This is a genomic window from Kitasatospora sp. NPDC059408 (assembly GCF_042751525.1).
Lineage (GTDB): Bacteria > Actinomycetota > Actinomycetes > Streptomycetales > Streptomycetaceae > Kitasatospora.
The window spans coordinates 215,363-227,333 of sequence record NZ_JBHYWI010000002.1 but is presented as its reverse complement, the minus strand read 5'-3'; the positions used below and the strand labels follow the sequence as shown (position 1 = coordinate 227,333).

The 11,971-nt window shown below is 74.7% G+C and carries 7 protein-coding genes and 1 pseudogene; 4 read left to right on the top strand and 4 right to left on the bottom strand.

Going from position 1 to position 11,971, the window contains the following annotated elements:
- The 4 genes and pseudogenes from ACFXDE_RS03530 to ACFXDE_RS03515 all read right to left on the bottom strand — a co-directional run.
- Nucleotides 1–828: pseudogene (locus ACFXDE_RS03530) on the bottom strand (sugar kinase); the annotation flags it as partial.
- 43 nt (nt 829–871) lie between these two features.
- On the bottom strand, nt 872–3,658 hold the full coding sequence (locus tag ACFXDE_RS03525; RefSeq protein WP_380490443.1) for a hypothetical protein: 2,787 nt from the start codon (nt 3,656–3,658) through the stop codon (nt 872–874).
- The gene (locus tag ACFXDE_RS03520; protein ID WP_380490441.1) at nt 3,655–4,845 is read right to left on the bottom strand and encodes a hypothetical protein; all 1,191 of its coding nucleotides are present in this window, start codon (nt 4,843–4,845) and stop codon (nt 3,655–3,657) included. The genes ACFXDE_RS03525 and ACFXDE_RS03520 overlap by 4 nt, the downstream gene beginning before the upstream one ends.
- A gap of 23 nt (nt 4,846–4,868) precedes the next feature.
- Nucleotides 4,869–6,653 carry a hypothetical protein gene (locus ACFXDE_RS03515; RefSeq protein ID WP_380490439.1) on the bottom strand — a complete coding sequence of 595 codons (1,785 nt, stop codon included), beginning with the start codon at nt 6,651–6,653 and terminating at the stop codon, nt 4,869–4,871.
- A gap of 237 nt (nt 6,654–6,890) precedes the next feature.
- Here ACFXDE_RS03515 and ACFXDE_RS03510 point away from each other — a divergent pair, with 237 nt between their 5' ends.
- The 4 genes from ACFXDE_RS03510 (at nt 6,891) to ACFXDE_RS03495 (ending at nt 11,969) form a co-directional block, all read left to right on the top strand.
- The gene (locus tag ACFXDE_RS03510) at nt 6,891–7,889 is read left to right on the top strand and encodes a DUF1702 family protein (RefSeq protein ID WP_380490437.1); all 999 of its coding nucleotides are present in this window, start codon (nt 6,891–6,893) and stop codon (nt 7,887–7,889) included.
- A 109-nt stretch (nt 7,890–7,998) separates the two neighbouring features.
- Nucleotides 7,999–8,973 (top strand): DUF1702 family protein, encoded by a 975-nt coding sequence (locus tag ACFXDE_RS03505; protein WP_380447929.1) that lies wholly within the window; start codon nt 7,999–8,001, stop codon nt 8,971–8,973.
- Between the two features lie 123 nt (nt 8,974–9,096).
- Nucleotides 9,097–10,947 (top strand): CRTAC1 family protein, encoded by a 1,851-nt coding sequence (locus ACFXDE_RS03500; RefSeq protein WP_380490458.1) that lies wholly within the window; start codon nt 9,097–9,099, stop codon nt 10,945–10,947.
- A 5-nt stretch (nt 10,948–10,952) separates the two neighbouring features.
- Nucleotides 10,953–11,969 (top strand): enediyne biosynthesis protein, encoded by a 1,017-nt coding sequence (locus ACFXDE_RS03495; protein ID WP_380447931.1) that lies wholly within the window; start codon nt 10,953–10,955, stop codon nt 11,967–11,969.
- Nucleotides 11,970–11,971: the final 2 nt, after the last annotated feature.

The window sequence follows — 11,971 nt, the reverse complement described above, 5'->3', positions numbered from 1 at the left end:
AGAGACAGGCCCGACCGCCCGACCGGCCCCGGCGGCGGCCCGCCGGACGGCGGCGAGCCGGGCCGGACCGCCGACGGCGACCACCGGCAGGCCGTCGAGCCCGGCCTCGGCCGCCGCGTGGCCGACCTGCTCGCGCAGCACGGCCAGGGCGTGCCGGGCCGTCCCGGCGGGCACCTCCCGCCCGTCGACCCACAGGACGGCCATGTCGTCGTAGCGCGCCGGGTGCTGCTGGGCCCGTGCGATGACGCGCTCCCAGCGGGCGGCGGAGCCGGGCGCGTCGCGGGCCTCGCGCAGCGCCGCGAGGGCCGCGTCGCCGGCCGGGCCGCCGCCGGCCACGGCGCCGCCGAGGAGCGCGGCGTCGAAGGCCGCGCCCAGGCCACCCTCCGGGGTGTGGCGGACGAAGCGCCGGACGCCGACGCTGCGCCGCGCGGCGACGCACACGCTCACCTCTATGGTCGTCGTGCCGAGTGCGCAGACACCCCAAGTGCCTTCCAACGCCTCTCCGTTGTGCCGTAGGAGGGCCAGGACGGCCGTGGCGGGCCGCAGTTCGACGACCGGGGTGGTGCGGCCGAAGGCCTCGGCGATCCGGTCCCGGTAGAGCGGCGGCATGGCCTCGGGGGCGACCAGGACGGCCCGGGAGGGTTTGCCGTAGCGCGCCCGGAAGGCGGCGCAGGCGGCGGCCAGCGTGCGCGCCGGATCCTGCCCGGACGGGACGGGCACGCCCTCGCCGGCGACGGCGCCCGGCAGTTCGGCGAGCGCGGGCAGGCGGTCGGGGCGGACGTGCGCGAGCCGCACGAAACGCGTGCCGACGTCGACGGCGAGGGTCATCCGGCACGCTCCTCTGCGGCTGCGCGGCCTGCGCTTCCCCGGCTCACTTGCGGCGCCTCCTGCCGAAGATGCCGCGGCGGTCCTGTGGCTGGGCCGCCGACTCGGCGGACTCGGCCGTGCCGTACCAGCCGTCGTAGCGGAGCAGCTCCCGGGCGTACTCCTGGCGTTGCGCCTCCTGGTGGGCCATGTTGAGCAGGGACAGGCGCAGCCGGGTGGCGCCCTGGGTCTGCAGGATGACGTGGTACAGGTGCTGTGCCAACGGGCGTGCCCGGTACCAGAGTTCGGCGAGGAGCAGGTCCACCTCCTCGGTCCGCCAGCGGAGCAGGCCGGGCAGCAGTTCGGCCGTCGGGTCGATCGGGTAGCCGCCGGCGTGCACGTCGGACAGGGCGATGCCGAGCTGGACGGGGGCGGGCGGCCCCTGGAGGAGGTGGCGGACCTTGTTGCGGGCGTTGAGCGAGTGCATCCCCGGCAGCTTGTCGAGCGCCGCGGTCACCGCGGGCGGCAGGCCGAGTTCGAGCCAGGCGGCCTCGCCGTCGAGCAGCCGCTTGTCCAGGGCCCGGACCAGCGCCTCCTGCCCGCGCACGTTGCGTTCCGCCAGCAGGCGTGTGACCGGCCAGCGTCCGGGGTCGGGCCGGGAGCCGAGCAGCGCGTCCACGGTCCGCTGCCAGAGGGCGTCGGAGGCGGCGGCGGACAGCCGTTCCGACAGCCGCGCGGCATAGGCGTCGGCCGGGCCGGAGCCCCGGCGCGGGTACACCCGGCCCGGCGCCGGCGGGGCCTCCCCGCCGAGCAGCCGGTCGAGGCCGGCGAGCGGGACGGCCTGGCCCTGGGCGGCGTAGAGCCGCAGCAGGTCCAGCTCGGCCGCGTACTCGGGGCGCACCTGCCCGGCCGCGGCCTCCAGGTGGACGGCCGCCGCGGCGAGCGCCGCCGCGAGTTCGGGGCCCTGCTGCCCGCGCGCGACCTCCCAGTAGGACGGCCACAGGTGTGAGACGACGAGCGGCCGCCGGTGGCGGACGGCGAGTTCGAGGAGTTCCTTCCAGAGCGCCGCGGGGATGGCCGTCCCGAAGTCCGCCGCGTCGCCGCGGCGCAGGTCGCGGTCGTCGGCGGCGCCGTACACGTAGGCGGTGAAGCGCAGCCAGCCGGTCGGGCCCGGGAGGCGCTCCTTCGCCGCGGCCCGCAGCAGCCGGTCGAGCACCGCGGGGCCGGGGCCGTCCTTGGCGAGCGCGGCGAACGCCCACGCGCGCCCGATCTCGGGCTGGGCGATCAGGACGCCGTCCGCCGGTGCGGCCTCGGCGCCGAAGGCCTGCTGGGCGGCCAGGACGACGACGCCGATCCACCGCTGGCGCGACCCGGCGACCGGCCCGGGCCGGCGCTGGTCGATCAGCGCCGCGAGCAGCTCGTCGAACGGGCCCGACCCGGGGCCGTGCAGCTCCCTGAGCAGGTCGAGCCAGGCGAAGGCCCGGTCGAAGCCGCGGTCGGGATCGGGGTCGGCGAGCACCGATCCGGCCAGCCACTCCGGCAGCCCGGGCGACCAGTGGTCACGCAGCAGCCGGACGGCGTGGTCGTCGCGCCGGTCCGGGCCGCCGGGGCGGGCGGTGCGGGCGAGGAAGAGGTAGAGCTCGCGGTGGCCGTCGGCGTCGAGCCGCCCGAGACCCTGGCGTTCGAACACCCGGGCGACGTCCTCGATCCGGGCGGTGCCCTCGCGGACCGCGGCGAGCACGGCGTCGACGAGGTCGACCTCGCGCAGGACGCGGAGCATGGCCGGGCCGTCGCTCCAGTGGATCGGCGCGGTGGCGGCCAGCAGGTGGGCGACGAGCTCCCGGCTGGTCCAGCCCTTGGCGCGCAGGCGCGTCAGCTCGGCCAGGTAGGCGGCGGCCCCGGGATCGGCGGGCTGGGCGGTGGCCGTGCCGAAGCGGACGGCGGTGCGGCCGGTGCGGGCGCTCTCGGCGAAGGTCAGCTGCACCTTGTGGTCGGAGTCGCCGGTCCAGCTGGCGCCGCTGAGCCAGTGCCGGCAGCCGTAGGGCAGCAGCGCGGCGATCGCGTCGACGATCCGCACCCGCTGCTCGGGGGTGGGCAGGCTGCGGCCGTCGGCGGTGATGGTGATCCGGTGGCCGGCGGTGAGCAGGGCGGCGACGCAGGCCGTCCACTCGAAGCCCACCTCGTCGACGACGGCGGCGAGTTCGGCGGCCGAGGAGGGCACGGACAGGCCGCCGAGGTCGAGGCGCAGCGGCCGGGCCGGCCCCTCCTCCGGGCCCGGCCAGCGCAGGCCGGCGGCGGCGTCGGCGAGCGTGGACCAGGTGACGCCGCGCGCCGCGGCCTGGGCCCATTCGACGAGCAGCAGGCGGGAGGTGATGATCGGTGCGCCGGTGCCGTCGCTGGTGCCGTCCCAGCTCTGCTCGATCAGGGCGCAGGCCGCGGTGCGTTCGCCCTCGACGCCGCTGAGGAAGACGCGCCAGGGCAGTCCGCCGGTCTCGTCGGGGCGGCGCACCTCGGGGGTGCCGGTCTGGGCGCCCCACAGGTAGCGGCGGGCGCGGTCCTCGTCGAGGCTGGCGGCGAGGAGCTCGTAGCCCATGGCCCGGCCGGGGTGCTTGCCGAGGACGGCCCAGTGGGCGGTGACGGGTTCGGTGGCGGCGGGCCGCTGCCGCTGCTCGGGTTGCCGCTGCGGACTGGGAAGTTGGGGACCGGGAAGCTGCGGACCCGGAAGCCGGGGACCGGGCGGGTGGGGACCGGGCTGTTGGGGCCCCGGCGAGTGCGGCGGGTGGGGCCCCGGCCGGTGCGGGTCGGGCAGGTGCGGGTCGGGCACGTGCGGGTCGGGTGGCTGCACGGCGGTCACCGCAGCTTGATCTTGCGCGAGCGGATCCGGCGTTCGAGGTCGACCAGCGGCTCCAGGACGTTGATGGGCTGCGGGGAGGTGGCGATGCGGGGCTTCCCGCCGACCTGCTCGACGTTGGCGTAGAGGCGGTAGTCGAAGATGCCGTCGGCGTTGAGGCGGAAGCCGATCGCGGAGGTGGCGTAGTAGCTGATGCGGTCCGGCACGAAGTAGGCGTTCAGGGCGTCGCGGACGAGGGAGGCGCTGGAGCCGCGGAAGGTGTCGCAGATCCAGGTGAAGTAGCCGGCGGCCGCCTCGGCGGGCACGCGCGGGATGCGGGCGCCGACCCCGTCCTGGGTGACCCACCGCGCCTCGACGGAGGGCCGGAAGAGCAGCGGGTCGTCGAACTTGGCGACGCACACGGCGACGTGGTGCGGCAGCCGCCCGTTGATCATCCCGCGGCTGTCGCGGACGCGGCTGGTGATCGCGTTGAGGGTCGCGTAGAAGAAGTCCAGGCTCTGGGTGGCGTGTTCGCGGTCCAGGAGCGGGTCGAAGAGGTAGACGAGGCCGTTGGCCGCGGCGAGCTGGTCGACGATGGCCTCGTGGCTGGGGTGCTCGGGGCGGAAGACCTCGCCGCTGACGTCGTGGATGTCGAGCACGAAGCCGACCTGCCGGGTGCCGGCCAGCTTGCGCGGCTCCTCGCCCTGGAAGGCCCAGCTCATGCCCGCCGTGGCGGAGGTGGCGCCGGGGAAGCCGCGGTCGACGGCCAGCAGGCGCATGCCGCGGTTGAGGAACTCGATGGCCTCCTTGGTCATGCCGCTGATGACCCAGTTCCCCTTGCCGTGCCGGTTGTGCTGGATGGCGGCGATCGGCAGGGAGGAGAGGAAGGTGGTCTTGCCCGAGCGGGGCGCCCCCCACAGGCCGATGCGGACGGAGCCCGGCCCGTCCGGGCCGATCGCGCCGGGCGGCGAGGGCAGCGGCAGCGGGGGCAGGTTGCCGTCCTGCGCCATGCCGGGCGCGGTGGGGATGGCGGCGGGGTAGCCGTCGGGGATGGTGGGCTGGGGTGGGCCGCTGGGCGGGCCGTAGGGGCGCAGGCCCGGTCCGCCCTGGGTGTGCGGGCCCTCCCAGGCCGGTCCGGCGTCCGGCTCCGGCGGCAGGCCGTCCTTGGCCGCGGCGCCGTGGTCGGACGAGGGGTCGGGCAGGTTGGACATCGGGGGTCTCCTCGGTGCGGCGGTCAGAGCAGGGAACGGGCCAGGGCCAGCCGGCAGGGCGGCCCGTCGACGTGCCAGGGCGGGAGCAGGTCGAGGGCGGTCGCGGCGGGCGGCTGCCCGGGCGGGAGGGTGCCGTCGGTGCCGATCGTGTGCCAGGCCAGTTCGGTGTGGTCCCACAGGGGCTGGAGGGCGAGTTCGCTCGGCCGTTCGTCCGCCGGGCCGTCCCGCCGGGCGAGCACGCGGACCCCGGCCTCGCGCAGGCCGGCCAGCTCGGCGCGCCAGTCGACGCCGAGCGGGCAGGCGGGCACCGGGCCCTGGCCGTGCTCGGCCCACTCGCAGGGCGGGCGGGCGCCGAGGACCAGGACGGTGCGCTGCGGGCGCGCGCGGCCGGGCGGCGTCCAGGGCGGCGCGGTCGCGAGCCGGCGCAGCGCCTGCAGCGCGTCCTCCAGCGCCGACGCGGTGTCGCGGCGGCGGCGCTGCGGGCGCCAGCGGGCGAGTGCGGCGAGGGCGGTGGCGGGCGGGCCGAGCGGCAGGGTGTCGAGCAGCGTGCCCCGGGGCGCGTACCGGCTCTCGCGGACGTGGTGGTCGTAGTAGCCGACGAGGCCGACGTCGACGCCCGCGGCGGCGCCCTCGGGGCCGCTGAGGGCGGTGACGAGGCCGCGCGCGAAGTCGAGGCGGGCGGTGACCTCGTCGGGCGAGGCGCCGTAGCCGAGTTCGACGGCGAGGAGGAGGTGGAGGCGGGGCGGCCGGGCGAGGCGGCGGGGGAGGGCGGCGATGATCGTGCCGAGGTCGTCACGGACGGGCTCGGCGGCGGAGCCGTCGGGCAGCAGCACCTCGACCTCGCCGGGGCCGTGCAGCACGAAGGTGAGGTCGGCGGAGCGCAGCGCGGGCAGGCGCACGCCGTGGGTGGAGACGGCGTCGTGCGGGGTGCCGCTGCCGGCGGCGACGACCGGGAGGGTGACGAGGGTGTCCGCGTCGACGCCGCCGTGGACGGTGACCGGCACCGTGACGGTCTCGCCGGGGCGCAGCCGGGCGCCGGCCGGGAAGAGGAGTTTGGCCTCGGGGCGGACGGCGCCGCTGAGCGCGTCGACGTCGGCGAGGACGAGGGAGTGGTCGCGGTGCAGGGGTGCGCCGCGCAGGAGGAGGCGAACTCCGGCCATTCCGCCGCTGACGGGGCCGAGTTGGGCGTCGGGTGAGCGAAGTGTGCGGGCGGCCTCGGCGGCGCGGGCGAGGAGCGGCCAGTCGGGGCGCTGGGTGAGCAGGACGGTGCGGTGGCGCCGCCCGTTGGGGAGCAGCGTGCCGAGCAGGCGGCGGACGGCGTCGTCGAGGGCGGCGCGGTCGACGGGCGGGCGGGTGCCGATGCCGCCGGCGAGCTGGAAGGCGCGGTCGGCGGGGTCCTCGGCGAACTCGGGGGCGAGGGCGGTCCAGGCCGCGCCGCCGAGGTCGACGGTGTGCGGGATGCCGTTGCGGTCGGCCTCGGCGCGGATCAACCCGACGCGTTCGTCGGTGAGTTCGACGAACCAGAGGACGGCGTCCGGGTGTTCGACGAGCTCCTCCAGCAGCCGGTCCCACGCGGGGCCCGGCTCGCCGGCCGGTCCGGGGTCGCCGGCGGCGAGGGCGGCCGCCTGCTGGTCCCACTCGGCGCGGGCCGCGGCGAGCGCCTCCTCCTCGCGGCGGAGGTCGTCCGGGGTGGGCCCGCCGAGGAACACCTCGCCCTCCAGGCGCCAGCGGCAGCTGGTGCAGAACCCGCGTCCGCCCTGCGGACCGTGGCAGACCGGACACGCCCCGTCATTCGAGCCCCCGATCAATTTTGGCCTCCAGCTCGACAAGCGCGCACGGACCGTCGCAGAGAACGGCCGAAAACCGCCGCCTCCCCGTCGGGGCACTCATGGTGGCACAACACCCCCTCAAGCAAAGGGGGTTCGCTCAAACGGTACGGAGCGGTTACCGCCTCGCAGCGCAACGCGGAAGATGCCCCAGGCGGGACCCGCCGCCGAGCATGTAACCGTGCCGCCGTATCGGACGGCGGGGGGCGGAGGGGAAACATGCCGACGGTCCTGGGAACGCTGCGCCGACTGGTCCTGGCGCCCTCGCCGGCGGAGGTGACGTTCGCCCGGCGCGGGTTCCCCGTGGCGGCCTCGCCGGTGACGCACCGTCTGGAGGCGGTGCCGCAGGCGGTCGTGTGCGGGTTCGAGTGGGGAATCGAGGCGCGGGGGCCGCGCGAGGTCGAGGACCGGCTGCGCCTGGTGGACGCGGAGCAGCGTGGGTTCGCCTTCGAGGGCGCGACGATGGCCTTCACCGTCCTGGACGCGATGGGCCGGGGGCACCGTACCCGGGACCTCCTGACCGGGGCCGGGCAGCCGCACGTCTTCCTCGCGTACATCGGGATCGGGTTCGCGATGGCGCGCCTGCCGCGGCAGTTGTGGCCCAAGGTGCTGCCGGACCTGTCCGGCACGCCGTACCACCCGACGATGAGCTGGCTGGCCGTCGACGGCTACGGCTTCGACCTCGCGTACTTCCACACCCGGCGCTGGGTGGACGAGCAGCGGGTGCCGAGCCCTTACCCCTGGCAGGGTGCGCCGGGCTACTTCCCGCGTGCGGTGGACCAGGGGATCGGGCGGGCGCTGTGGTTCATCCACGGCGCGCAGCACCGCCAAGTGGCGTCGGCCGTGCGCACGTTCGCGCCACACCGGCAGGCCGACCTGTGGAGCGGGGTGGGCCTCGCGGCGACGTTCGCCGGCGGGTGCGGCGCCGCGCAGCTGGCGGAGCTGGGCGAGCAGGCGGGCGAGCACCGGGCGGAGCTGGCGCAGGGGTCGGTGTTCGCCTCGAAGGCCCGGGTGTACGCGGGCTTCGTCCCCGCGCACGGCGAGGAGGCCTCGCAGGCGCTCACCGGCCTGTCGGTCGCGGACGCGGCGGCGCTCGGCGACGAGTGCGCGGTGTTCGCCGACGCGGCCTCGCCCGCGGACCCGCCGGCGTACGAGGCGTGGCGCACGAACGTGCGCAAGCGGTTCGCCGCGCCGGATCCCGGCCGCGGCACCGGCTGAGCATTCCGGAAGAAAGACCAGAGCATTCGCGAAGAAGCGGCCGTCCGCCGGAACGGGAATTATCCAGGGTAAGGCTCGTCAATCTCCGTACCACGGAAAGGAGAGCAGAGTGCCAAGCCCGTTGCGGACATTACGGCGGCGCGTGCTGACGCCGAACACCGCCGAGACCAAGCTGGCCAAGCGAGGTTTCCACGAGAAGTCGCCGGAGGCCCGGGAACTCCTCGAAACCGTCGGGAGCCGCTTCCTCGAAGGCTATGCGTACGCGGTGGAGTCCGGTGCGCCCGCCGAGGCGGAGCACCGGCTGGAAAACGTCCCGCACCGATTCCGCGGTTTCGCCTACGAGGGGGCCGGCATGGGATTCGCCATGCTGGACGGGCTGCCGTTGCAGGGCCGCGGCTGGGTGGGGGGATTCCTCGCCGGGCGGGGGGCCGACCACCACTACATGGTGTACGTCGGAATCGGCTGGGCGATGGCGCGGCTGCCGCGTTTCTGCTGGCCCGACATCACCGCCCTCGACCCCCTGCTGCGCTGGCTCGTGCTCGACGGCTACGGATTCCACCAGGCGTACTTCGCGACCGACCGGTACGTCCACGGCCGGTTCCGCGAGCGGGCGTTCCCGTGGCCGGCCGACGACTCGCCCGGGTACGTGAACCGGGCGATCGACCAGGGGATCGGCCGGGCGCTGTGGTTCGTCGGCGGCACCGACCCGGGCGTCGTCGCCGGGCTGATCGAGCGGTTCCACGAGTCCCGGCACTCCGACCTGTACGGCGGCGCCGGCCTGGCCGCGGCCTACGCGGGCGGCGTGGACGAGGCGGAGCTGCGGGACTTCCGGGAGCGGGCCGGCGCGCACCGGGCGATCGTCGCCCAGGGCGCCGCGTTCGCGTGCGAGGCCCGCATCCACGCGGGGCTGCTCGGCCCGCACACCGAGCTCGCCGCCGAGGTGCTCTGCGGCACCTCCGCCGCCGCGGCCGCCAAGGTCACCCAGGACCTGCGCCCCACCGGCCGCTCGAACGGCCCGGTGCCGTCCTTCGAGACCTGGCGCCGGGCCATCGCCGACGCGTTCGCCACCACGGGAAGGAACTGACCGGTGCCCACCCTCCTTGGCCGGGTCCGCCTGCAACTGCCCGGCATCATCGCCGTGCTGGCGATCGTCGCCGGCTACTTCCTGGTGCTGCCGCCGACGACGTCGGCCGCCGAGCAGGACACCATGGCGAGCCGCTTCCACTTCACGCCGCTGCCGATCGAGCTGCCGCCCGCGGCGAAGCAGCAGACGATCCGCACCGTCAACAAGGACTACGAGCACATCCGCGCCTGGATCTCCTCGGTCGGCGCGGCCATCACCATGACGGACCTGCGCGGCACCGGCAAGTCCGGCGACCTGTGCCTGGTCGACACCCGCACCGACCAGGTCGACGTCACGCCCGTGCCGGGCTCCGACGGCCCGCACTACGCGCCGTTCGCGCTCGACCCGTCCCCGCTGCCGATGAACGACTACATCGCGCCGATGGGCTGCGTGGCGGGCGACTTCAACGAGGACGGCCGCACCGACCTGCTGGTCTACTACTGGGGCCGCACCCCGGTCCTGTTCCTCGCCAAGCCCGACGCCACCACGCTCGACGCGCACGCCTTCGAGCCGGTCGAGCTCGTGCCCGGACCCAACGCGACCGACGGCAAGTACACCGGCGCGCAGTGGAACACCAACACCGCGACCGTCGCGGACTTCGACGGGGACGGCCACCAGGACCTCTTCATCGGCAACTACTTCCCCGACGGGCCCGTCCTGGACGACCGGGTCAGCGGCGGCGTGGTCATGAACCACTCGATGTCCCACGCCCAGAACAGCGGCGGCAAGTACATCTGCCGCTGGACCGGCGGCAACGCGGCGGACAAACCGGCCGCCGCGTTCCAGTGCTCCGACGACGCCTTCCCCGCGGAGGCCAAGCACGGCTGGTCGCTCGCCTCCAGCTCGATCGACCTCGACGGCGACCAGCTGCCCGAGCTGTACGTCGCCAACGACTTCGGCAACGACCGCCTGCTGCACAACGTCTCCACCCCCGGCCACCCGAAGTTCGACCTCGTCACCGGGCCGCGCGACGGCTCCACGCCGAAGTCCAAGATCCTCGGCAACGACTCCTTCAAGGGCATGGGCGTCGACTTCGGCGACCTGTCCGGCAAGAAGGGCCTCTACGACCTGTTCGTCAGCAACATCACCACCTCCTTCGGCATCGAGGAGAGCAACTTCCAGTTCATGAACACCGCGCGGGACCAGGCCGACCTGCGCGCCCAGCTCTCCAACGGCACCGCCCCGTTCGTCGACCACAGCGCCGAGGACGGCACCGCGTGGTCCGGCTGGGGCTGGGACGTCAAGATGGGCGACTTCGACAACAGCGGGCAGCTCGCGATCGTCCAGGCCACCGGCTTCGTCAAGGGCAAGACCAACCGCTGGCCGCAGCTCCAGGAGCTCGCGACCGCCAACGACGCCCTGCTCGACAACCCGTGGTGGTGGCCCAACGTCAAGGCCGGCGACGACATCGGCGGCGACCAGACCCTGCGCTTCTTCGTGAAGGGCGCCGACGGCCACTACAGCAACCTCGCCGGCCGGCTCGGCCTCGCCGTGCCCGTGCCCACCCGCGGCATCGCCACCGGCGACGCCTACGGCGACGGCAAACTCGACTTCGCGGTGGCCCGCCAGTGGGACGCCCCGGTCTTCTACCGCAACGACAGCCCCGACACCGGCTCCTACCTCGGCCTGCGGCTCACCTACGACACCCCCGCCGCCGCCGGACCGATGCCCGCCCCCGGATCCCCGGCGATCGGCGCCGAGGTCGAGGTCACCACCCCCGACGGGCGCAAGCTCATCGACCGCGTCGACGGCGGCAGCGGCCACTCCGGCAAACGCAGCCACTACGTGCACATCGGCCTGGGCAAGGGCGTCACCGGCCCGATGCCGGTCAAGCTCCAGTGGCGCGACCGCGACGGCCAGGTGCACCAGCAGACCGTGACGCTCAGCCCGGGATGGCACTCGCTCCAACTCGGCAGCCAGGCCAAGGAGAAGTGACGCACATGGCAGACAAGGCCCCCACGACGACGCAGCCGGCACCCCCGGCGCCCGCGGCCACCGGCAAGGCGGCCACCGCCTCCCGGCACGAGCCCAAGGTCGTCATCGCGCTGCGCCGCTTCGCGATCTCGATCACGGTCTTCAACATCCTCGGCTACACCGTGCTCGGCTTCGAACAGCCCTGGACGTGGCCGCTGATCGCCCTCGCCACCGCCTACACCACCGAGATCGCGCTGGAGCTGGTCGGCGCCAAGGTCGAGGGCCGGCGCCCGCGCTTCCTCGGCAACGGCCTGCCCGGGGTGCTGGAGTTCCTCTACCCCTCGCACATCACCGGCCTCGCGCTCAACATGCTGACCTACGTCAACGACCGGGTCTACGTGATGATGTTCGGCGTCGTCTTCGCGGTCAGCGCCAAGTGGGTGCTGCGGGTGCCGGTGCGCGGCCGGCTGCGGCACTACATGAACCCGTCGAACTTCGGCATCGCCGCGATCCTCGTGCTCTTCCCGTGGGCCAGCATCGCCCCGCCGTACCACTTCACCGAGCACGTCAACACCCCGTTCGGCTGGCTGATCGTGCTCGGCATCCTGATGTCCGGCACCATCCTCAACGCCAAGCTCACCGGCCGGATGTGGCTGATCCTCGGCTGGCTCTCCGCCTTCGCCCTCCAGGCCGTGCTCCGCGGGCTGATCTTCGGCACGTCGATCCAGGGCGCGCTCGCGATGATGACGGGCGTCGCCTTCGTCCTCTTCACCAACTACATGATCACCGACCCCGGCACCACCCCGTCGAAGCCCGCCAACCAGATGGCCTTCGGCGCCGGCGTCGCGCTGATCTACGCCCTGTTCATGATCGCCCACATCGCGTACGGCATCTTCTTCGCCACCGCCCTCACCTGCCTGATCCGCGGCCTCTACCTCTGGTACGTCCACTTCCGCGACCGCGGTCAGGAGGAGGCACGGGCGACCCTCCTGCGGGCGAGTACGACCGGCAAGACCGCGGTGGCCGGAAAGGTCGCGGCGTGACC